Below are 20,386 nucleotides of genomic sequence, written 5' to 3'. Positions count from 1 at the left end.
CTGCGCGGTACAGATGTGTCACACGCGCGCTTCGCACGCCCTCATCAAGGAGCAACCTTCATGTCGATGCCCCCGCAGCCTCCCGGCCCGCCGACCCCTCCCCCGCCGCCGCCCGGTGGTGGCTTCCCGGGCGGTACGCCGGGCGGCTACCCCGGTGCCCAGCCTGCCGGCGTCCCGCGCCCGGCCGAGCTGCTCAACCGTTTCCTGGCCCGCCTCATCGACCACGTGATCCTGGGCGTCGTCTACGTCCCGATCTACGTGATCCTGAGCGCGATCATCTACTCAGGGTTCAGCAACTCGTTCGGTGAGTACTTCATCTTCTACACGCTCACCGCGATCGTTCAGGCCGGCCTCTACCTCGGGTACTTCGCGTTCCTGGAGTCCAACCGCGGCCAGACCGTCGGCAAGATGATCCTCAAGCTGCAGACCTTCGCCCCCGACGGTGTCAGCAAGCCGACCATGCAGCAGGCCGTGAAGCGCAACCTGTACTCCGCGCTCGGTGTCCTCAGCATCGTCCCGTTCATCGGCTGGTTCTTCCTCGGCTGGGCCGCTCCGCTGGCCGCGATCATCTACATCGCGATCACGCTCAACAGCGACCAGCCCAACCACCAGGGGTGGCACGACAAGTTCGCCGGCGGCACCTTCGTCAGGCAGATCGGCTGACGAGCACCAGCTCGCGATCGCGCAGGGGCGTCACCTCGACAGGGGTGGCGCCCCTTTCGCGTGCCGGGACACCGGTCGACACGGTCGACAGCAGGTGGAGGACGCCGACCGCGGCGAGCACGACGCCGCCACCGAGAAGCAGGCCCGCAGCCAGGTCGCTCGGGTAGTGCCGGCCCAGCAGCAGCCGGTCGAGGCAGACCGCGAGGACCGTCGTACCGACGGCGACCGAGCCCCAGCGCCGCACGACCTCGGAGCGGCTGCGCAGCACCACGAACACCAGGACCAGGCCCATGAGGGCGGCGGTCCCGGCCGCGTGCGAGGAGGGGAACGAGCCGGACTCGTGGAAGTTGGCCGGGTTCTGCCACTCGGGTCGCTCGCGGGCGAAGAGCACCTTGCCCCAGCCGCTCAGCTCCAGGGTCGACCACATGACGGCGACCGCGAGCACGGCCTCGCGCACCTGGCGGCGGGCCAGCAGGAACGCAGCGAGCGCGACGGTCCAGTAGAGCAGCGTGTGCTTGTCGAACGCCCACTCGACGAACAGCAGGGGCTGCTCCGTCCAGGGCTGGGTGGCTGCCCACCCCCGGAAGACGGAGCTGGCAGCGTCGAGCTGGGCGGCGGCGTTGGCGGCGACGTTCGTGAGCACATGACGAAGTTAGGAACCCCAGATGAGACCTCCATGAGGCTCTCATCTGACCCTCATCAACGGTTTCGTCTACCTTTCCGCCATGGGTCTGTTCACACCGGTGGCGGTCAAGTTCGGGTCGTACGCCTGGGCACCGAAGCTCCTGCCCCAGATCGTGTGGTTCGACAAGCGGCTCCAGGCGGTCACCCGCAAGCGCTACTGCTTCGTCGACCTCGCCGGGCTGCCGAGCATGGAGCTCACCGTGCCGGGCCGCAAGAGCGGCGTGCTCCGCTCCACCAACCTGCTGACGGTGCCGGACGGCCCGGAGTGGCTGATCGCCGGCTCGTTCTTCGGTGACCCGCGCCCGCCCGCGTGGGCAGCCAACCTGCGGGCGACCGAGACCGTCGAGATCCGCTTCAAGCGCCAGCCCTACACGGTCCGCTGGCGCGAGCTCGAGGGCGAGGAGCGCGAGCAGGCCTGGCGGCACATGAACAGGACCTGGCCCAACTTCGACAAGTACGCCGAGCGGATCGACCGCACGATCCCGGTCTTCCGCCTCACCCCGGTGTGAGCGAGGCGCTGCTCACACTTTGGTGAGCGATACCTAACATTGGTTTGGCTAGCCTTATATTGATCGGGTGACGCCTCCGCTCCACGCGCCTGTGCGCGAGCGTGTGACCCGGCCCCGCACAGGCGTCGGGTTCGCTGGCGACCTCCGTCACCACGGAGCTCGCCCGGCGGTCGTCACCGGTCACCTCGACGGCTCGGGCGCCGAGGTGACCTACGCCGAGCTGGCCGCGCGGGTCGACCGCGCGGCCAGCCGGCTCCCCGCCGACCAGCAGCTCGTCGGCCTCGCGCCGGCACCCACGCTGGAGTTCGTCGTCGCCTACCTCGCCGCTCTCGCGCACGGCCACACCGTGCTGCTGGCCAAGGACCAGGTCCTCCTCGGCGCCTACGGCGCGAGCGTGACCTGGGCCGACGGCGGGTTCGTGACGACCGGCCGACCGGCGCCCGCGCTGCACCCCGACCTCCGACTGCTGCTCTCCACATCCGGCTCCACCGGCTCGCCGAAGCTGGTCCGGCTCTCGCAGACGAACCTGGACAGCAATGCCGAGGCCATCGCGTCGTACCTCGGGCTGGCGGACGACGACCGCGCCGTCCTGACCCTGCCGCTGGACTACTGCTACGGCCTGTCCGTCCTCCACAGCCACCTCGCCGTCGGCGCATCCGTCGTCCTCAGCGACCTCTCCGTCGCCGACGCCGGGCTGTGGGACCTCGCCGCCGCGACCGGCGTGACGTCGTTCGCCGGGGTCCCCTACACGTTCGACCTGCTCGACACCGCCGGGTGGCCCGTGCTCCCGTCCCTTCGCCGCGTCACCCAGGCCGGCGGTCGGCTCGCGCCGGAGCGCGTCCGTGCCGTCGCCGAGCGCGGCGCGCGGGAGGGCTGGGAGCTCTACGTCATGTACGGCCAGACCGAGGCGACCGCGCGGATGGCCTACCTGCCCCCCTCGCTCGCGGCCGCCCATCCGTCGACGATCGGCGTCGCCATCCCCGGCGGTGCCCTGCACCTCGAGGCCGTCGAGGACCAGCCCGCCGGCGTCGGCGAGCTCGTCTACAGCGGGCCCAACGTGATGATGGGCTACGCGACCGGCGTGGCCGACCTGGCCCGCGACCCCGAGCTGAGCCACCTCCGCACCGGCGACCTGGCCCGCTGCACCCCGGAGGGGTTGTTCGAGGTCGTCGGCCGCCGCGCCCGCTTCGCCAAGCTCTTCGGGCAGCGCATCGACCTCGACCGCGTCGAGGCGCTGCTGAGCGTCGACGACCACGACGTCGCCTGTGCCGAGTCCGCCGACGCGGCGCGCCTGGTCGTCGCGGTCGCGGGCGACCCGGACGCGTTCGTCCTCGACGAGGTGGCCCACACCGCGGCTGCCGCGACCGGGTTGCCCGCCCACGCCGTCGCCGTCGTCCCCCTCCCGGCGCTCCCTCGGCTCAACAACGGCAAGGTCGACCAAACCGCCGTCTCCCGCCTCGAGGCGCCGACCCACGACGCCGCCGACGTACCGCCGACGGAGGCCCTCACGGCGCTGTACGGCGCCGTCCTGCGCCGCCGTCGGGTGACGCCCGACGACACGTTCGCCGGACTCGGCGGCGACTCCCTGTCCTACGTCGAGCTCTCGCTCCGGCTCGAGCGGCGTATCGGCACGCTGCCGGCCGACTGGCCGCAGCGGAGCATCGCCGACCTGGCCGCCCTCGGCACCCGGACCTCCTCCCAGGGGTGGGTCCGGCTCGACACCAGCATCCTGCTGCGGGCCGCTGCGATCGTGCTGATCGTCGGCAGCCACTCCAACGTCTTCGCGCTGCTCGGCGGGGCCCACGTCCTGCTGGCGGTGGCCGGCGCCAACTTCGCCCGCTTCCACCTCCCGCACAGCGGGGCCGAGCGCCGCGTCGCGCGGATCCTGGCCTCGGTGACCCGGATCGCCGTCCCGACCGCACTGTGGGTCGGTGCCGTCGCACTGGTCACCCACGACTACGGGTGGCGGCAGGTGCTGCTGCTCAACGACGCCCTCGGCAGTCACCGCTGGCGCGAGCCGCAGTGGCACTTCTGGTTCGTCGAGGTCCTCGTCTACCTGCTGCTCGCCGCGCTGGCGCTGACCGCCGTGCCGCGGGTCGCGGCGCTGGAACGACGTGCGCCGTACGCCTTCGCGGTCGGCCTGCTCGTCCTCGCCCTGGTCCCGCGCTTCTGGGCGCGGCTCAGCGGGTACGACGGCGACGTCATCCACTCCTCGGCGTTCGTCGGATGGCTGTTCGTCGCCGGCTGGGCGGCGGCATGCGCGCCGAGCGCCCGAGCCCGTCTCATGGTGACCGCACTGGTCGTCGCCGGCACGCTCGGCTTCACCGAGGACCTGGTCCGCGAGGCGATCATCTCCGCGGGCGTCCTGCTGCTCGTCTGGGTGCCGACGCTGCCGTGGCCCCGGGCCCTCACCGGCCTGGTCGGCCAGCTCGCCGGAGCGTCGTTCGCGATCTACCTCACCCACTGGCAGGTCTATCCGCACCTCGAGCACCGCTGGGCGTTCGGTGGCCTGCTCGCGTCGGTACTGGTCGGCATCGCCGCCTGGCACCTCTCCGGGCTGGTCTGGGCCCGCATCTCGGACGCGGTGGGCAGGCGTCGCCGGCCCGCTGCACCTCACTACCCTTCGCGTCACGACAACTCAGGGGACAACTGATGACCACCCTCCGCCGTACTCGACGGAACCGACCGGCGGCCCGCCACCTCGTCGGCCTGGCCGCCCTCGCGCTCACCGCTCCGCTCCTCCAGTCGTGCGGGCTGTTCGGCGGGGACAAGCTGGTCATCTACAACGCCCAGCACGAGCAGCTGATCGAGGAGCTCGCGCCGGCGTTCGAGGAGGCCACCGGCATCGAGGTCGAGCTGCGCCACGGCAAGGACCTCGAGCTGTCCAACCAGCTCATCCAGGAGGGCGACGCGTCCGACGCCGACGTCTTCCTCACCGAGAACTCCCCCGCGATGTCGCAGGTCGAGGCGGAGGGGCTCTTCGACGAGCTGCCCTCGTCCATCCTCGACACCATCCCCGCGCAGTACCGGCCCGAGAGCGGCCTGTGGACCGGGTTCGTCGCCCGCTCCACCGTGCTCGTCTACAACACCGACCTCGTCGAGGAGTCCGAGCTGCCGGACTCGATCATGGACCTGGCTGACCCGGAGTGGGCCGGCCGCCTGACGTTCTCGCCGACCGGCGCCGACTTCCAGGCCATCGTCGCCGCCGTCCTCGAGCTCGAGGGCGAGGACTCCACCCGCGACTGGCTCGAGGGCATCAAGGAGAACGGCACCGTCGCCGACAACAACCTGGTCGCCCTCGAGGCCGTGAACTCCGGTCAGTCCGACGTCGGGATCGTCTACCACTACTACTGGGAGCGGGACCGCGCCGAGGACGGCGACCTCCACGACAGCAGCGAGCAGCACTACTTCACCGACCAGGACCCGGGCGCCTTCCTGAGCATCTCCGGCGCCGGCGTCCTCGAGTCCAGCGACATGAAGGAGGAGGCCCGCGAGTTCGTGGAGTTCCTCGTGAGCGAGGAGGGCCAGCAGATCCTCGCCGACAGCTATGCCCTCGAGTACCCGCTCAACCCGGCCGTCGAGCTCGGGGGCGTCAAGCCGTTCGGGGAGCTCCAGCCGCCTCAGGTCAACGTCTCCGACCTCGACGCCGAGGCCGTCGTCGACCTGCTCACCGAGGTCGGCTTCCTCTGAGCACGGTCGCCACCGCACCCCCGCGGCCCTCGAGGCGCCCTCGGCCCGTCGCCGGGGGCGCCTCGCCCGTGCTGCTCCTCGTCGGCCTGGCGGTCGCGGGGCTCGCACTGGTCCCCCTCGGGTACGTCCTGGCGACCACCGCCGAGCTCGGGCCGAAGGAGGCGACGGACTTCCTCTGGCGGCCGCGCATCGGCGAGCTCCTGTGGAACACGGTCCGGCTGCTCGTCGCCGGCGTCGTCGCCAGCACGGTGCTCGGCGTCGCCGGCGCCTGGGTGGTCGAGCGCACCGACGTGCCCGGCCGCGGCTGGTGGCACGGGGTCCTGTGCGCGCCGCTGGCGGTACCGGCCTTCGTCAACGGCTACGGCTGGGTCTCGACGACGCACGCCGTCCAGTCCTACGGCGGCGCGGTCATGGTCGTGACCCTGTCCTACTTCCCGCTCGTCTACCTGCCGACCGTCGCCGCCCTGCGGCGCCTCGACCCGGCGGTCGAGGAGGTCGCGACGTCCCTGGGCCGCAGCGGCTGGAGCGTCTTCCTCCGGGTCACACTGCCGGCCGTCAGCCCGGCCGTGCTCGGCGGTGCGCTCCTGGTGGGGCTCCACCTCCTCGCCGAGTACGGCGCCCTCGCGCTCCTCAACTACCCGACACTCACCACGGCCGTCCTCCAGCAGTACGCCACCGTCTTCAACGGTCCCGAGGCGACGCTGCTGGCACTGGTGCTCGTGTCGTTCTGCCTGCTCCTGCTCGGCATCGAGGCCGTGCTGCGAGGCCATCGTCGGCGGGCACGGGTCGGCTCCGGCACCAGCGGCGAGCCGGTCCGGATCCCTCTCGGCCGCTACCGCTGGCCCGTCGTCGCCGCGCTCACCGGCGTCGCCGTGTGGGCACTGGGCGTGCCGCTCGGGGCCCTGGTGCGCTGGCTGCTCCGCGGCAGCACCACCGGGATCGAGGTCGGGGAGCTGGTCCAGGCGTCGGCGACGACCCTGGTGCTGGCGTTCGCCGGCGGCGTCGCGGCGACCCTGGTCGCCGTACCCGTCGTCTGGCTCGCCGTCCGGCACCGCGGCCTGATCACCACCGCGATCGAGCGCAGCGTCTACACGGCGAGCGCGATGCCGGGCATCGTCATCGCCCTCGCCCTGGTGACGGTGTCGATCCGCGTCGTCCAGCCGCTCTACCAGACCGTCGTCGTGCTGCTCGTCGGCTACACGATCCTCTTCCTGCCGCGCGCGGTCGTCAGCGTGCGCTCGACCTTCGAGCTGGTGCCGCCGGGGCTGGAGGACGTCGCCCGCAACCTCGGCTGCACCGGGCCGCAGGTGGCACGGCGGGTCACCCTGCCGCTGGTGCTGCCCGGGCTGACCGCCGCCACCGCGCTCGTCGCGCTCGCGGTCGCCACCGAGCTGACCGCCACCCTGCTGCTCGCCCCGACGGGGACCGATACGCTCGCGACGCAGTTCTGGTCCCAGGCCTCCTCGATCGCGTACGGCGCCGCCGCCCCCTACGCGCTGGCGCTGGTCCTGCTGTCCGTCCCGTCCACCTGGCTGCTCGGCAGCCTCAGCCTGAGGAGCGGGAAGTGAGCACCCCCCACGGCGCCGCCCTCGAGATCCGCGGGCTCGAGGCCGGCTACGGGCGCACGCCGGTGCTGCGCGGGCTCGACCTGGTCGTCACCGATGGCGTGACCGCGATCCTGGGGCCCTCGGGCTGCGGCAAGACCACGCTGCTGCGCTCGGTCGCGGGCTTCGTGGCACCGACCGCCGGCACCGTCACCGTCGCCGGCACACCGGTCGTGGAGGGACGCCGATCGGTGCCCGCGCGGCTGCGCGGCCTCGGCTACGTGCCGCAGGACGGCGCCCTCTTCCCGCACCTCGACGTGGCGGGCAACATCGCGTTCGGCCTGGCCGCGAGCGAGCGCGCCGACAGCGCCGCCCGGGTCGCGGAGATGCTGGAGCTCGTCGAGCTTCCCGCCGCGATGGCGACCCGCTTCCCCCACGAGCTGTCCGGGGGTCAGCAGCAGCGGGTGGCGCTGGCGCGCGCGCTCGCCCCCCGACCGCGGTTGGTCCTCCTGGACGAACCGTTCTCCTCCCTCGACGCGTCGCTGCGCGAGGACACCGGCCGGGCCGTCGCCCGGGCGCTCCGGACCGCCGGTGCCGCCGCGCTCCTCGTCACCCACGACCAGGGCGAGGCGCTCTCGCTCGCCGATCAGGTCGCCGTGATGATGGACGGCTCGTTCCTCCAGGTCGACGCACCGGCCGCGGTCTACCTGACCCCGGCGGAGCCGCGCGTCGCCTCGTTCCTCGGCCATGCCTCGCTGGTCGACGGCGACGCGCCGGCCGGTGACCGCGCGGAGGCCACCTGCGCCCTGGGCGTCGTCCCCCTCCGGACGGCAGCGCAACCGGGCCCCGTGCGCCTCGCGGTCCGCGCCGAGCAGATCCAGATCCGCCAGGACACGGGCGACGGCGCCCCTGCCGAGGTCGTCGACATCAGCTTCTACGGCCACGACGCCACCGTCCGGGTCCGCCTGGACTCCGGCGAGCTCCTCGCCGCCCGCACCCCGGCCACGTCGGTGCCGCAGCCCGGCGACCGGGTCCGTGTCGGCGTCGTCGGCGACGTCGTCTCCTTCCCCGCCTGACGGTCCGAGAGGGCAGGTTCGCATGGCGTGACTTCCCGTCTCGACCAATGTCCCAATCTGATCTATCGTTCAAGCGGAGACGAGGTCAGGGGGAGCGGATGAAGCACGGGAACGCCAAAGGTCAGCGGGCGCGACGGGCAGCCTCAGGAGGGTGCGCCGCATTGATGCTCACGGCCGGGTGCAACGCCACGCAGCAGGACACCGAGGATCCCCACGGCTGGGACGACGAGCCCGAGTCCGTCGCCCACGTGCGCGAGATCCACCACTTCGAGAGCCTCGCGGAGATGGTGGCGACCTCCGACCTGGTCGTCGTCGCCGAGGCGACGGCGACCGAGCCTGGGAGATGGCACGGCGACCCGGGAGCACCGGACAGCACGCGGTCCAGGGCCGTGACCCTCGCAGTGGACGAAGTGCTGTGGTCCGGCCCGCAGCCCCGGAAGCAGGTTCCCCGCACGTTGACCCTGGACGAGGAGGGCTGGAGCTCTGAGCGTCAGGGCTACCAGCTCGAGGGACTGCCGTGGCTGGAGGTCGGCGACACGGGCGTCTTCGCTCTCGACATCGATCCCGAGACCGGTGACGCCTACCTCGTGAACACCCAGTCCCGCTTCCTCTTCGACGGCTCCACCGTCGTTCCGTCCGGGGACCAGGAGACACCGCTCGCGTTGAGGACTGCAGGACGGCCGTCCCGGGACCTGCGGCGCGACGTACTCGCCGCTGCCGAGCGGGTCCGATCAGGCCGCGTCTCACCCGACCAGGGCCCGGAGACGACCCGATGAACGCCAGGACGCAGATATCAGGTGGACGAGGAGGCCGAGCTGGCCGGGGTGCGGATCGGGAGGGTGGTCGAGGCCGGTTGCCCCGGCGTCAACATCGGTGGCGCCAGGTAGGAGAAGCGCGGGATTCCTAGCCGACCTCGGGGACCTCGATGTCGACCGGGTCGATCCAGTTGAGCTCCCCTTCGGCCTCGACCCCGAGCAGCGAGAACTCGACTGCCCGGATGAGGTCGTCGGAGTCCACGACCATCCGGTAGGTGAGGGTGTCGGGCATCCCGGGAGGCACCGGATCGCCCTCGGCCTGGGAGGCGGCGGCCGTGTCGACGTCGATCCGGTAGCGGCATGCGGGCGCCCCGTCGATCGTCGCGGTGTCGACCGCACCGACGTCGACGATGCCTGCCTCCATCGCATCGAACGTCCCCACGAAGTCCAGGTCGCCCGCGACGTCGCGCAGAGGCGCGCCTGTCGGGTCGTCGTCGGAGACTTCACGGAAGGCACCGTTCGCGTCGGCGACGAAGATGCGGCCGTCGACAATGACCAGAGCGATCTCCCGACCGTCCTGGACCGCGCTCAGCTCCATGTCGACGCCGCCCGGCCGGTAGGTCATGGTCGCGTCGTACGTGATCTCGATCCCCGGGCCGTTCATCTCCATCGTCACCCTGGCGCTCGACTCGGTCGGGACGGCCGCCTTCAGCGTGGGGACCAGCGTGTCCTTCTCGAGACCGCAGGACGCCAGCCCGCCGTCGGCGCCCGATGAATTCCGGCCACTGCCGCCTCCCTCAGCGTTGTCGCCGTCGTTCGAGCAGCCGACGACGAAAAGGCAGGCCAGCAGCGCGAGCAGGGTCCGAGGCACGCCCGGATCCTAGGTCGGCGCCCTGGCGGTGCCGAATGCGCGTCGGACCAACGGCGAGAGCGCTCTCAGACAGGCACTGCCCGACGCCTGACCTCCTCGGCGACGAGCGCCATCGTCTGGCGTGCCCGCGAGAGGTCGGCGCTGAGGAAGTAGTGGTCGGCGCCCGGGGTCTCGTCGTGCAGCACCTCCACGCCGGCCGCACGCAGCAGATCCACGTAGCGCCGCCCGTCGTGACGCAGCGCGTCGAGCTCGGCGGTCAGGACCACGGCCGGCGGCAGGCCACCGAGGTCCTCGGCGAGCACGGGCGACGCGTAGGGCTCCGACCGCGACGCGGGGTCGGGGAAGTAGACGCGTCGCACCAGGTCGCGCAGCGACGACGAGATCATCCCCGACGGACCCTGCGGGACCGACGCTGCGACGTCGAGCGCCGGGACGCCGAGCACCTGCAGGGTGGGGACGAAGGTGCCCTGGTCACGGGCCTGCAGGCACACCGACGCCGCCAGCCCACCGCCCGAGGAGAACCCGCCGACGGCGACCGGCGCGCCCTGCCCCGCCACCCAGGCCGCCGCGTCGTGCGCCTCGTGCTGCGCCACCGGGTAGGTGACGTAGGGGCCGGCACGGAAGTCGACGTTGACGACCGTCACGCCGGCCTCGGCCGCCAGGTAGCGGCACCAGAAGTCGTCCATCGCGGGGTAGCGCATCAGCCAGGCGCCGCCGTGCAGGTGCACGTACGCCGGCCGCCCGAGGTCGCCGTACACGAGGACCGGCACCTTGCCGTACCGCGTCGGCACGCGCACCCGCACCGGGTCCGGCAGGTCGCGGCCGGAGAACTGCAGGTCCTCGCCGTACCGGACCGTGAACCGGGCGCTCGCGTGCATCATCGCCGCCGCAGCCAGGTCGGTCGGTCGCCTCACCCCTGTTGTTCGTCCACCTGCGCTCGGCGGATGGGGCGGTGGACCGAGTCGGGTGTGACCGCTCGCTCTCTGGCTACAGTTCCGCGATGACCATCGACGCGAACACCTCGGGCGGCGCCGCCTGGACCCGGGCCGCGATCGCGGCCGGTGCTGCCTACCTCGCCGCGCTGGTCCTGGTTCTTCCTCGTGACCTCTCCGGCAAGACCGACGCGGCCGTCGCCGGGGAGCTGCTCGTTCCCGCACTGATGGGATTCGTGGCGGGCGGGTTCCTCGGGTCCGCGGCTCGAGAGCGATGGCGCGAGGCGGCCTCGTTGCTCGCTCCGCCGGTGGTCGCCTCGCTCGGGATCGCGCTCCTGCTCGGGCCCGACCTCGTCGAGCAGCGCGAGGATCGTCAGGAGGCGTCGCGCACCTACGCGCGCTCACATGTCGTGGACCGGCCGACCGTCCTCGGGTGGAGAAAGACCGAGAGCGCCGCGCTGGAGCGGCAGCGGGAGGTCATCGACGAGAAGCTGCTCGACAGGGAACCCGGATCGACCGCTGTCGTCACGAGCTATCAGGACGGCCTCCGAACCGTGGTGGTGCAGGCCATCAACACCTCGGACTCCACTGGCTTGCGTGAGGAGCTCGAGCAGTCACCGAAGCAGGCGCTGACCAACTTCCTCGGAGGTGCGGGCGTCATGGATCCCGATGCGTTCCCGGCATCCGTCCCGGGCATCGAGCTGCTGTGCGCCGAACTGCCCGGCGCCGGCGCGATCTGCGGATGGGCCGACCTCACCACGATCGGCACCGCTTCCTGGCAGCTCTCCGACGCCGAGCTCGACGAGGTCGCGGACCTGACCGATCGGCTGCTGGACGAGATGCGCGTCGTTGACGCCCTCCCCGAGTGACCAGGGCCGGGAAACAGTGAAGCCCGGCCTCGTCGAGGCCGGGCTTCTCCCTGTGGCAGGTAGTGGATTCGAACCACTGTAGGCGTTGCCGGCTGATTTACAGTCAGCTCCCTTTGGCCGCTCGGGCAACCTGCCGGGGGTGTGTCGCGACCTGCCATTTCGGGCTCCGGAGGGGGCCAGGTTGGCGGGTCGGCAACGACGCGAAACAATAGCGCAGCACGTGCCCGTCCAAGAAACCCAGGGGACTGAACGACACATGGCCGACTCCAGCTTCGACATCGTCAGCAAGATCGACCGTCAGGAGGTCGACAACGCGCTCGGCCAGACGGCTCGCGAGATCTCCACCCGGTTCGACTTCAAGGGCACCGGGGCCACCATCGAGTGGAAGGGCGACCAGGCGATCGAGATCACGGCGTCGGCCGACGACCGCGCCAGCGCCGTCCTGAGCGTGTTCCAGGACAAGCTCATCAAGCGCAACCAGTCGCTGAAGATCCTCGACGCCTCCGAGCCCCGCGCCTCGGGCCAGCAGTCCAAGATCGGCATCACCCTCAAGGAGGGCATCACCTCCGAGGACGCCAAGAAGATCAGCAAGCTGATCCGCGACGAGGGCCCCAAGGGCGTCAAGGCGCAGATCCAGGGCGACGAGCTGCGGATCTCCTCCAAGAAGCGCGACGACCTGCAGGCCGTCCAGGCCCTGGTGAAGGCGCAGGACTACGAGTTCGCGGTGCAGTTCACGAACTACCGCTGACCCTGTGGCCGGTGGCCGACCCCGATTCGGGGCGGGCCACCGCACCGTCAGCAGACGACGAGGACGCTGAACGCCTTGTCCGTCAGGGTCCCCGCGGAGCTCCTCGTCTCGACGTACACGCTGTCCTGGACGTTGATCCGGTCCACGACGCTGATCTCGCCGGAGGTTGTGCTGGTGAGGGAGTCCCCCAGGCTGCCGAAGAAAGCGCAATTCACGATCGGGTGGTTGAAGTCCACCACGTAGGCGCCCGCACCGGCAGCGTCCGACGAAGTGATGCCACAGTTGGAGCACTCGTTGGCCAGCGTCGCGTTGGCGCGCACCTGGGCGAAGAAGACACTGATGTCCTGGTTGCTCAGGCTGAAGTCCTCGATCTCACCCGAGTCGATGGCGCTGTCCTGGATCTCTGCGGCCTGCACCGAGTCGACGCCCAGGTCGGCGTTGGTCAGCGACTCGTTGACGACCTTGTTCGAGGTGACCACGTCGTCCCCGAGGTCGGCGTTGCCGATCGAGGAGTCGAGAATGTCTGCGGAGGTCAACGTCTCGTCGAGGACCTGGGCTGACGTCAGCGTGCCGTCGGCGAGGTCCTCGCCGAGGATCTCCCCGTTGAGGATGTCGGCGGTCCGGATCGTCTCGTTGAGGATGTCGATGCTGCCGACGGTCCCGTCGGTGATGTCCACCCCCTTGATCGAGGCGTTGAGGATGTCGGCACTCCCCACCGTCTCTGCCTTGATGTCGGCACCGGTGATGCTGTCGTTCTTGATGTCGATGCTGACGATCGACTCGTTGATGATGTCGGCGCTGCCGACGGTGTCGGCCGCGACCGCCGTACCGGTGGTGACGACCAGGACAACGGCAGTGCCGCCCAGCACCTTGCCGAAGGACAGCTGGGGGAGCTTCATGGCATGACCTCGCGAAAGTGATCGCCCGAGATCACCCGGCGCTTCCGAGCCGGGTAGTGACGCTACTAGCGCAGGCCCGGGCAGACCAGTGGCCCGGCTCCACGAGGGAACCGGGCCACGGGGTCGTGCGTGGGGGAAGTCCGGCGATCAGCCCCGGGTGATCGGGGCGTTCTTCCTGCCGCCGTCCTTGGTCGGGCGGACGTTCTTCTTGCCCTTGTCGGACTTGTCGACCACCCGTGCCCCTGTCGTGCGGGACCGGATGACCGGGTTCTTCTCGGCCGTCGACCCCGGGGCGACGGACTTCGACGGCTTGACCCCGGGCTTCGGCTTGATCTTCGCCGTGCCCGTGGCGTCGCCCTTGTCGACCGGCGTGCCGGTGGCGACCGACACCCCCGCGGTCCCCTCGTCGCCGTCGGCAGCGGACCCGTAGGCCAGGCCACCGGTGGCCAACGCCACCGCGACCACACCTGCCAGCACTGCAGATCGGGCGCCTCGCGCCCTCATCGGACGTTTCATCAGCAACTCACCCGTCCCGTACTACGACGCGAGGCAGTAGGCGTGGACCGTGGCCGTCGCGTTGCCTCCACTGTCGTTCCGGATGAACAGCGCCCACCCGTTGGCACCGTTCCTGCGGGACGCGATGACCTCCATCCCGAGGTTGGACACGTCGTTGCCTCCGGAGAGGACGTCCTCGCCCGCGAGACAGGCGACGGTCACCGAGCCGGTGGTCCCGCTGGCGATCACCGCGCTGGTCGCCGAGCGCTGGGTGATCGTTCCCAGCTCGCTCGACCCGACCGCGTTGGGCCCGAGGTCGGCGGCGAACAGGGAGTCGTTGATGATCTCGCCGGCGTCGATGGAGTTGTCCTGGATCTCCAGGGCTTGGACCGAGTCGGTCCCCAGGTCGGCGTTGGTCAACGACTCGTTCTGCACGTCGTCGCTGTTGATGGTCCCGTCGAGGACGTCGGCGGTGGTGACCGACCCGTCGGCGATCTTGTCGCCGTTGACCGAGTCGTTGGCGAGGTCGACGGAGAGGATCGTCCCGTTGAGGATCTTCGCCGAGGTCACCGAGTCGGCGCCGAGGTCCACGTTGGCGATGGCTCCGTTGAGGATGTCGGCGGTCACGATGGTCTCGTTGAGGATGTCGATGCTGCCGACGGTGCCGTCGGTGATGTCGGTGCCCTTGATCGACTGGTTGATGATCTGCAGGCTGCCGACCGCGTCGTCAGCGATCTTGGCGTTGGTCACGGCGTCGTTCTTGATGTCGACGGTCTGGATCGTGCCGTTGACGATGTCGGAGCTGGTGACCGTGTTGGCCGCATAGGCCGTCCCGGTGGTCGCGAGCAGCACGATGGCGGTGCCGGCCAGGACCTTTCCGGTCGTGATTTGCGGAAGCCTCATTCGTAGCCGTCCTCGAGATAGCAGGGGGGGTGCCCGGGAAGGCCCGGAGATACCGGGCCCAACGGTCGACGCTAGTAGTCGGAGACCGGGCGTTCCATCGGCCATATGGGCTAATTCCGTCGGGGGCCCGGTCGCCCGTCCGGAACGCTCTAGGGTGACCGGCATGAACCGGATCCTGGCTTCCCTGCTAGCAGCGCTGATCGTGCTGGTGGCGATCAACAGCGTCCTCGTCTGGCGCGCCGACGAACGCGCCCGCGAGGACGCCGAGCGGCAGACCTGCATCGAGAAGGCACAGGCGACCGCGATCATCGGCCTGATGATCCCGACCCTGCTGACCTCGGACGACGAGGTCGACCGGGACTCCCAGATCCAGTCGCTCGGCGCCATCGGCACGCAGCTCGATGCCTGCTGACCCTCGGGCCAGCGTCACGATCGACGCACCGCTCGCCGACGTCTGGGGCGTCATGCTCGACACCCAGGCGTACGGCGAGTGGAACCCCTTCCTGTTCCGGGTGGAGACCCCGCAGCCCGCCGCTGTCGGCAACCCGATCGTCCTGACCGTCCGCTGGGCCAACGGCAAGGAGACACGGTCCCCCGAGGTCATCACCGCGATCGAGCCGCCGGCCACCGACGCGGGCGGTACGACGACCGCGTTGCTGTCCTACGTCTATGCCGGGCTGCCGGCCAAGCTCGGTCTGGTGCGCGGCACCCGGCACCAACGCCTCACCCAGTCGCCGGGCGCTCCCACGACCTACGACACGTGGGAGGAGTTCTCCGGCCCGCTCGTCGCGTTGGCCGGACCCGGACGCGTCGCCGAGGGCTTCCGCAGGCACGCGGAAGCCCTCAAGCGACGGACCGAGGGTTCCTGACCGCTCGGGCCAGGGATCAGACGGCCACCATGGCCGGCACCGTGACGGCGCCGACGGCGGCCGACAGCCACACCTTCGACCCGAGCTCGATGTCGAGCGCCCGCGCGTGACCGCGCGAGAGCACGACGGAGACCGGCTCGTCGCCCCGGCTGAACTCGGGGTCGAGCTCGACCTGGAGTCGCACCTCGAAGCCGACGCGCAGCATCCGGGTGACGGTGCCGGGGAAGGATCCCGAACGCCCCGGCTCGACCACGACGTCGACGTCGTGCGGTCGCAGCCGCACGGGACCGAGGCGGGTGACCTCGCCGAGGAAGCCCATGACGAAGTCGCTGGCCGGCTCGTCGTACAGCTGGTCGGGGCTGCCGACCTGCTCGACCCTGCCCTGGTTGATGACCACGATCTCGTCGGCGACCTCCATGGCCTCCTCCTGGTCGTGGGTCACGAACACCGTCGTCACGTGGACCTCGTCGTGGAGGCGGCGCAGCCACTCCCGCAGCTCCTTGCGGACCTTGGCGTCGAGCGCACCGAACGGCTCGTCGAGCAGCAGCACCGTCGGCTCGACGGCGAGCGCGCGCGCCAGCGCCATCCGCTGCCGCTGGCCGCCGGAGAGCTGTGAGGGCAGCCGGTCGGCGAACTGCGAGAGGTGGACGAGCTCGAGGAGCTCACCCACCCGGCGCTTCACCTCCGCCTTCGGCGTCTTGCGGATCTCCAGGCCGAACGCCACGTTCTTCGCGACCGTCATGTGCTTGAAGACGGCGTAGTGCTGGAAGACGAAGCCGACGTTGCGCTTCTGCGGGGGCAGCTTGGTGGCGTTCGTCCCCTCGATCGCGACGGACCCGCTGTCCGCGGTGTCGAGGCCGGCGATGATCCGCAGCAGGGTCGACTTGCCACCGCCCGACGGCCCGAGCAGCGCCGTGAGCTGACCGGTCGGCAGCGAGACGCTGACGTCGTCGAGGGCGTAGAAGTCGCCGTACTTCTTGGTCACGTTGGTTACTTCGATGGACATCAGTGGTGCTCCTTCGGGCGAAGAATCGACACGACGACGATGCAGAGCACGCTCACGAAGGCGAGGACGAACGAGGTGGCGTAGGCGCCGGCCTGGTCGAAGCTCTGGTACTGCTTCTCGACGAGAAGCGTCGCGGTCTGGGTCTGGTTGGAGACGTTGCCGGAGACGATCTTGACCGCTCCGAACTCGCCGAGGCTGCGGGCCAGGCTCAGCACGACGCCGTAGACCACTGCCCACTTGATGCTGGGCAGCGTGATCCGCAGGAACGTCTGCCGCGCGTTGGCGCCGAGACTGCGTGCGGCCTGCTCCTGGTCGTCACCGATCTCGGTGAGGACCGGGACGACCTCGCGGATCACCAGCGGCAGGGCGACGAAGCAGGTCGCCATGATCATGCCGGTGCCGCTGAAGATGATCTGGATGCCCCACTCCTCCAGGTGCTTGCCGAACCAGCCGTCACGCCCGTTGTAGACGAGCAGCAGCGACAGGCCGACGACGACCGGGGAGACCGCCATCGGCAGGTCGATCAGCGCCGAGAGCACCCGCTTGCCGGGGAACTCGTAGCGCACCAGCAGCAGCGAGATGCCGACGCCGAACACCAGGTTGATGAGCACGGCCTGAACGGCCACCTGTGCGGTCAGGGTCAGGGCGTTGACGGCCTGCTCGTCGCTGAAGAGGTCGACGAAGGTGCCGAGGCCGTCGGCGAAGGCCTCACGGACGATCGTGGTGACCGGCCAGGCGACGAGGAAGAACACGTAGCCGACCGCCAGCAGGCGGAGCAGCCACTTCACGGGAGTCGAGACCTCAACCACGGCGCGACACCCGCCTCTGCACGATGTCGAGGAGGACGATCACCACCAGCGCCACCGCGAGCATCAGGCTCGCGACCGCCGCTGCGGACTCCGTGCTGCCGTTCTCGATGAAGGACAGCACCCGCACCGAGACCACCTCGGTCGAGAACGGCTTGTTGCCGCTGAGCAGCACCAGCGAGCCGTACTCCGCGATCGCCCGGGCGAAGGCCAGCGCCGCGCCGGCCGTGATCGCCGGCACCAGGCTCGGCAGGATGATCCGGCGGAAGATCGTGAGCCGCTTGGCTCCGAGCGAGGCCGCCGCCTCCTCCACGTCGTGGTCGAGCTCCTCGAGCACCGGCTGGACCGTGCGCACGATGAAGGGCAGCGTCACGAACGCGAGCGCGAGCATGACCGCCCGCTCGGTGTAGGCCCAGTCGAGCCCGATCGGGCTCCCGTTGCCGTAGAGACCCAGCAGCACCAGTCCGGCGACGATCGTCGGCAGCGCGAACGGGATGTCGATGACGACGTCGAGGATCCGCTTGCCCCAGAACCGGTCGCGGACCAGGACCCAGGCGATGAGCGTGCCCATCACCACGTTGAGGCCGGTCACGAGCGCGGCCTGGCCGACGGTCAGCTGGATCGCCGCCATGGTCTGCGGGTTGGTGAGGGTGTCGATGTAGCCGGACCAGCCGCGACCCGCGGAGGTCGCGACGATGGCGGTCAGCGGGACCAGCACGAGCAGGCTGAACCAGGTGACCGCGATGCCGAGCCCGAGGGAGGACCCGGCCGTCAGTGTCGAGCGGGCGCCAGCCCGGCGCCGCGTCGGCGGCGTCGGGCTGGCGGTCGCTTCAAGAACTGCAGTAGCGATGACCGATCACTCCTGCGCGTCCGAGCCGGACTCTTCGATGAGACGCGGGATGATGCCCAGCGGCTCGCCGTCCTCACCGTCGGCGAAGAACTTCTCCGCCGCCACCGACCAACCGCCGAAGTCACCGTCGATGGTGAACAGCTGGTTGGGCGCCGGGAACGGGTTGGCCGGGTCGTTGGCACCCTCGACCTCGGGCAGCTCGACACCATCGACACCGGCGACCGGGCGGAAGCCGAAGCCGGCGTAGATCTCCTGGCCCTCGGCGGAGGTGGCGAAGTCGAGGAAGTCCTGCGCGCCGTCCTTGGCGTCCTCGGTGATCGCAGCCGGGTTCTCGATGAGCAGGGTGTCGGTCGGCACGACGTAGTCGATGGCCTCACCGTTCTGCTTGGCGAGGATCGCCTCGTTCTCGTAGGAGAGGAGCACGTCCTGGTCGCCCTCGACGAACGCCGAGGTCGCCTCACGGGCGCTGGCCGGCAGGGCCGGGGTGTTGGCGAGGAGCTCGGAGATGTACTCCTCCGCCTCCTTCTCGGTGCCGCCGTTGCCGACGATGTGCGCCCACGCCGCGAGGATGTTCCAGCGCGCCGAACCGGACGAGCCCGGGTTGGGGGTCAGCACCTCGACGTCGTCCTGGACCAGGTCGTCCCAGGAGTCGATGCCGAGCGGGTTGCCCTCACGGACGACGAAGACCACGACCGAGGAGGTCGCGATGCCGTTGGTCGACGTCTGCTCCTTCCAGTCCTCGGCCACGAGGCCCTCGCCCACGAGGCGGGTCATGTCGGTCTCGAGGGAGAAGTGCACGTAGTCGGCGGCCTTGCCGTCGACGACGGCGCGGCTCTGGTCGCCCGAAGCGCCGTACGACGGGGCGAACTCGATGTCCTCGCCCGCGTCGGTGTCCTGGAATGCCTCGAAGGCCGGCTCGTTGGCCGCCTCCATCACCGAGAACGCCACCACGTTGAGCGTGTCCTTGGAGTCGCTACCACCGGCAGAGGTGCAGGCGGTCAGGGCAAGCATCCCGGTCAGACCCACCACCGTTGCCTTGATCGTCTTGTTCATGTGTTGCTGCTCCACTCTTGATGTCCCGACCGATACCCCGTTAGGCACGGCCTTCATGTGAATGATGGGTAGATTACTAGACTTTAGTAACTCAATGCCAACTGTCCGCGTGTCGGATCCGACGACGCGGACGCTGACGCACGCCGGGAACCGGCCGATGGTGTGAGTGAGGTCACCCGGGTCGGCCTCTCAGCGACTGGCGAGGACTCCGCTCGGAGCCGGGCGCGGACTATCGTGGGGCCGGCATTGAGGCAGACGTCGCGCCCGACCCGGAAGAGACGTCGGACACGTGTCCAGGACAAAAACTGGAACAGGTTCTAGAATCAGGCGAGTGCAGGACGAAAGTGGATCGCAAGTGAGTGAGACCAAGCAGGTCAAGCAGCTCGACAGGGTGATCATCCGGTTCGCCGGTGACTCCGGTGACGGCATGCAGCTGACCGGTGACCGGTTCACCCAGGAGTCGGCCGTCTTCGGCAACGACCTGGTGACCCTGCCCAACTTCCCCGCAGAGATCCGGGCCCCTCAGGGCACGCTCCCGGGGGTCTCCTCGTTCCAGGTGCACTTCGCCGACCACGACATCCTCACCGCCGGAGACCGCCCCGACGTCCTCGTCGCGATGAACCCAGCGGCACTGAAGGCCAACGTGGGCGACCTGCCCAAGGGCGCGGCGATCATCGTGGACACCCACGACTTCACCAAGCGCAACCTCGACAAGGCCGGCTACGACGTCAACCCGATCGACCTGCTCGGCGACGCCAACGACCCGCTGGGCGACTTCCAGGTCCACCCGGTCGACCTGACCGGGATGACCGTCGCCGCGGTCGCCGAGTTCGGCCTGTCCCGCAAGGACGCCGCGCGGGCGAAGAACATGTTCGCCCTCGGCCTGCTGTCCTGGATGTACGGCCGCCCGACCGAGCCGACCACCACGTTCCTCGAGGCCAAGTTCAAGAAGAACGCGGCGATCCTCGGCGCCAACCTCGCAGCGTTCAAGGCCGGTTGGAACTTCGGTGAGACCACCGAGACGTTCGTGGTCCGCTACGAGATCAAGCCCGCGAAGCTGCCGACCGGCACCTACCGCAACATCACCGGCAACCTGGCGCTGTCCTACGGCCTCATCGCCGCCGGCGTCCGTTCCGGGCTCCCGGTGTTCCTCGGGTCCTACCC

22 protein-coding genes and 1 tRNA gene are annotated in these 20,386 nt (G+C 70.1%); 12 read left to right on the top strand and 11 right to left on the bottom strand.

Translation table 11 applies throughout. The annotated features are described in order from the left end of the window. The first annotated feature begins 60 nt into the window (after window positions 1-60). Complete coding sequence (locus H0487_RS04705) at window positions 61-663, top strand: RDD family protein (protein ID WP_220793083.1); 603 nt, start codon at window positions 61-63, stop codon at window positions 661-663. On the opposite strand, the gene H0487_RS04700 is transcribed toward H0487_RS04705, so the two are convergent. Then, the gene (locus H0487_RS04700; RefSeq protein ID WP_183093070.1) at window positions 647-1,306 is read right to left on the bottom strand and encodes a phosphatase PAP2 family protein; all 660 of its coding nucleotides are present in this window, start codon (window positions 1,304-1,306) and stop codon (window positions 647-649) included. The genes H0487_RS04705 and H0487_RS04700 overlap by 17 nt on opposite strands. 82 nt (window positions 1,307-1,388) lie before the next feature. On the opposite strand from H0487_RS04700, the gene H0487_RS04695 reads away from it, so the two are divergent. The 6 genes from H0487_RS04695 (at window position 1,389) to H0487_RS04670 (ending at window position 8,942) form a co-directional block, all read left to right on the top strand. Further along, window positions 1,389-1,856, top strand: coding sequence for a nitroreductase family deazaflavin-dependent oxidoreductase (locus tag H0487_RS04695; RefSeq protein WP_183093069.1), 468 nt, complete (start codon window positions 1,389-1,391; stop codon window positions 1,854-1,856). A gap of 67 nt (window positions 1,857-1,923) precedes the next feature. Next, window positions 1,924-4,509, top strand: coding sequence for an AMP-binding protein (locus H0487_RS04690; protein ID WP_220793082.1), 2,586 nt, complete (start codon window positions 1,924-1,926; stop codon window positions 4,507-4,509). Next, the gene (locus H0487_RS04685; RefSeq protein ID WP_183093068.1) at window positions 4,509-5,546 is read left to right on the top strand and encodes an iron ABC transporter substrate-binding protein; all 1,038 of its coding nucleotides are present in this window, start codon (window positions 4,509-4,511) and stop codon (window positions 5,544-5,546) included. The genes H0487_RS04690 and H0487_RS04685 overlap by 1 nt, the downstream gene beginning before the upstream one ends. A gap of 68 nt (window positions 5,547-5,614) precedes the next feature. Beyond that, on the top strand, window positions 5,615-7,114 hold the full coding sequence (locus H0487_RS04680; RefSeq protein WP_183093067.1) for an ABC transporter permease: 1,500 nt from the start codon (window positions 5,615-5,617) through the stop codon (window positions 7,112-7,114). Continuing rightward, entirely contained in the window at window positions 7,111-8,166 is a 1,056-nt protein-coding gene (locus H0487_RS04675; protein ID WP_183093066.1) for an ABC transporter ATP-binding protein, read from the top strand. The genes H0487_RS04680 and H0487_RS04675 overlap by 4 nt, the downstream gene beginning before the upstream one ends. Window positions 8,167-8,330: 164 nt before the next feature. After that, a complete protein-coding gene (locus tag H0487_RS04670; RefSeq protein ID WP_183093065.1) occupies window positions 8,331-8,942 on the top strand; it encodes a hypothetical protein in 612 nt (203 codons plus the stop codon). A 127-nt stretch (window positions 8,943-9,069) separates the two neighbouring features. Here the strand turns inward: H0487_RS04670 and H0487_RS04665 are convergent, their stop codons facing one another. Both H0487_RS04665 and H0487_RS04660 read right to left on the bottom strand, forming a co-directional pair. Beyond that, window positions 9,070-9,792, bottom strand: coding sequence for a hypothetical protein (locus H0487_RS04665; protein WP_183093064.1), 723 nt, complete (start codon window positions 9,790-9,792; stop codon window positions 9,070-9,072). Between the two features lie 65 nt (window positions 9,793-9,857). Further along, window positions 9,858-10,706 (bottom strand): alpha/beta hydrolase, encoded by an 849-nt coding sequence (locus tag H0487_RS04660; protein WP_220793081.1) that lies wholly within the window; start codon window positions 10,704-10,706, stop codon window positions 9,858-9,860. Window positions 10,707-10,792: 86 nt separating this feature from the next. On the opposite strand from H0487_RS04660, the gene H0487_RS04655 reads away from it, so the two are divergent. Continuing rightward, complete coding sequence (locus H0487_RS04655; protein WP_183093063.1) at window positions 10,793-11,593, top strand: hypothetical protein; 801 nt, start codon at window positions 10,793-10,795, stop codon at window positions 11,591-11,593. 53 nt (window positions 11,594-11,646) lie between these two features. On the opposite strand, the gene H0487_RS04650 is transcribed toward H0487_RS04655, so the two are convergent. Next, window positions 11,647-11,728 (bottom strand) — tRNA-Tyr (locus H0487_RS04650). A gap of 121 nt (window positions 11,729-11,849) precedes the next feature. Here H0487_RS04650 and H0487_RS04645 point away from each other — a divergent pair. Continuing rightward, window positions 11,850-12,341: a YajQ family cyclic di-GMP-binding protein gene (locus H0487_RS04645; RefSeq protein WP_183093062.1), complete on the top strand. Its 492-nt coding sequence runs from the start codon at window positions 11,850-11,852 to the stop codon at window positions 12,339-12,341. Window positions 12,342-12,388: 47 nt separating this feature from the next. Here H0487_RS04645 and H0487_RS04640 read toward each other — a convergent pair whose 3' ends face one another. From H0487_RS04640 to H0487_RS04630, 3 genes are all read right to left on the bottom strand, one after another. Then, window positions 12,389-13,240, bottom strand: coding sequence for a hypothetical protein (locus H0487_RS04640; RefSeq protein WP_183093061.1), 852 nt, complete (start codon window positions 13,238-13,240; stop codon window positions 12,389-12,391). A gap of 147 nt (window positions 13,241-13,387) precedes the next feature. Then, window positions 13,388-13,744 carry a hypothetical protein gene (locus tag H0487_RS04635; RefSeq protein ID WP_183093060.1) on the bottom strand — a complete coding sequence of 119 codons (357 nt, stop codon included), beginning with the start codon at window positions 13,742-13,744 and terminating at the stop codon, window positions 13,388-13,390. 33 nt (window positions 13,745-13,777) lie between these two features. After that, window positions 13,778-14,638, bottom strand: coding sequence for a hypothetical protein (locus tag H0487_RS04630; protein WP_183093059.1), 861 nt, complete (start codon window positions 14,636-14,638; stop codon window positions 13,778-13,780). Window positions 14,639-14,801: 163 nt separating this feature from the next. On the opposite strand from H0487_RS04630, the gene H0487_RS04625 reads away from it, so the two are divergent. Both H0487_RS04625 and H0487_RS04620 read left to right on the top strand, forming a co-directional pair. Beyond that, window positions 14,802-15,050 carry a hypothetical protein gene (locus tag H0487_RS04625; protein WP_183093058.1) on the top strand — a complete coding sequence of 83 codons (249 nt, stop codon included), beginning with the start codon at window positions 14,802-14,804 and terminating at the stop codon, window positions 15,048-15,050. Then, window positions 15,040-15,507: an SRPBCC domain-containing protein gene (locus H0487_RS04620; RefSeq protein ID WP_183093057.1), complete on the top strand. Its 468-nt coding sequence runs from the start codon at window positions 15,040-15,042 to the stop codon at window positions 15,505-15,507. Before H0487_RS04625 ends, H0487_RS04620 begins: the two co-directional genes overlap by 11 nt. A gap of 16 nt (window positions 15,508-15,523) precedes the next feature. Here H0487_RS04620 and H0487_RS04615 read toward each other — a convergent pair whose 3' ends face one another. The 4 genes from H0487_RS04615 to H0487_RS04600 form a co-directional block, all read right to left on the bottom strand. Further along, window positions 15,524-16,513 (bottom strand): sulfate/molybdate ABC transporter ATP-binding protein, encoded by a 990-nt coding sequence (locus H0487_RS04615; protein WP_183093056.1) that lies wholly within the window; start codon window positions 16,511-16,513, stop codon window positions 15,524-15,526. Further along, entirely contained in the window at window positions 16,513-17,301 is a 789-nt protein-coding gene (locus H0487_RS04610; protein WP_312855822.1) for a sulfate ABC transporter permease, read from the bottom strand. The genes H0487_RS04615 and H0487_RS04610 overlap by 1 nt, the downstream gene beginning before the upstream one ends. Before the next feature lie 13 nt (window positions 17,302-17,314). Then, window positions 17,315-18,037 (bottom strand): sulfate ABC transporter permease subunit CysT, encoded by a 723-nt coding sequence (gene cysT / locus H0487_RS04605; protein WP_376766664.1) that lies wholly within the window; start codon window positions 18,035-18,037, stop codon window positions 17,315-17,317. A gap of 138 nt (window positions 18,038-18,175) precedes the next feature. Next, complete coding sequence (locus H0487_RS04600; protein ID WP_183093054.1) at window positions 18,176-19,222, bottom strand: sulfate ABC transporter substrate-binding protein; 1,047 nt, start codon at window positions 19,220-19,222, stop codon at window positions 18,176-18,178. Window positions 19,223-19,577: 355 nt separating this feature from the next. Between H0487_RS04600 and H0487_RS23205 the strand changes: the two genes are divergently transcribed. After that, window positions 19,578-20,386, top strand: an 809-nt coding sequence (locus H0487_RS23205; protein ID WP_312855821.1) for a 2-oxoacid:ferredoxin oxidoreductase family protein, incomplete at its 3' end; no start/stop codon positions are given.

Origin of the sequence: Nocardioides stalactiti (genome assembly GCF_014180715.1) — a bacterium.
Taxonomy (GTDB): Bacteria; Actinomycetota; Actinomycetes; order Propionibacteriales; family Nocardioidaceae; genus Nocardioides; species Nocardioides stalactiti.
Note: the sequence above shows the minus strand (reverse complement) of the source record. Positions and strands in the feature narration are given on the sequence as shown.

What these genes read in the sequence shown, in the direction of transcription:
- H0487_RS04670 (WP_183093065.1), top strand. Translation starts at nt 8,331, where the DNA reads ATGCTCACGGCCGGGTGCAACGCCACGCAGCAGGACACCGAGGATCCC.
- H0487_RS04615 (WP_183093056.1), bottom strand. Translation starts at nt 16,513, where the DNA reads ATGTCCATCGAAGTAACCAACGTGACCAAGAAGTACGGCGACTTCTAC.
- H0487_RS04635 (WP_183093060.1), bottom strand. Translation starts at nt 13,744, where the DNA reads ATGAGGGCGCGAGGCGCCCGATCTGCAGTGCTGGCAGGTGTGGTCGCG.
- H0487_RS04655 (WP_183093063.1), top strand. Translation starts at nt 10,793, where the DNA reads ATGACCATCGACGCGAACACCTCGGGCGGCGCCGCCTGGACCCGGGCC.
- H0487_RS04630 (WP_183093059.1), bottom strand. Translation starts at nt 14,638, where the DNA reads ATGAGGCTTCCGCAAATCACGACCGGAAAGGTCCTGGCCGGCACCGCC.
- H0487_RS04640 (WP_183093061.1), bottom strand. Translation starts at nt 13,240, where the DNA reads ATGAAGCTCCCCCAGCTGTCCTTCGGCAAGGTGCTGGGCGGCACTGCC.
- H0487_RS04600 (WP_183093054.1), bottom strand. Translation starts at nt 19,222, where the DNA reads ATGAACAAGACGATCAAGGCAACGGTGGTGGGTCTGACCGGGATGCTT.
- H0487_RS04625 (WP_183093058.1), top strand. Translation starts at nt 14,802, where the DNA reads ATGAACCGGATCCTGGCTTCCCTGCTAGCAGCGCTGATCGTGCTGGTG.
- H0487_RS04695 (WP_183093069.1), top strand. Translation starts at nt 1,389, where the DNA reads ATGGGTCTGTTCACACCGGTGGCGGTCAAGTTCGGGTCGTACGCCTGG.
- H0487_RS04705 (WP_220793083.1), top strand. Translation starts at nt 61, where the DNA reads ATGTCGATGCCCCCGCAGCCTCCCGGCCCGCCGACCCCTCCCCCGCCG.
- H0487_RS04685 (WP_183093068.1), top strand. Translation starts at nt 4,509, where the DNA reads ATGACCACCCTCCGCCGTACTCGACGGAACCGACCGGCGGCCCGCCAC.
- H0487_RS04620 (WP_183093057.1), top strand. Translation starts at nt 15,040, where the DNA reads ATGCCTGCTGACCCTCGGGCCAGCGTCACGATCGACGCACCGCTCGCC.
- H0487_RS04645 (WP_183093062.1), top strand. Translation starts at nt 11,850, where the DNA reads ATGGCCGACTCCAGCTTCGACATCGTCAGCAAGATCGACCGTCAGGAG.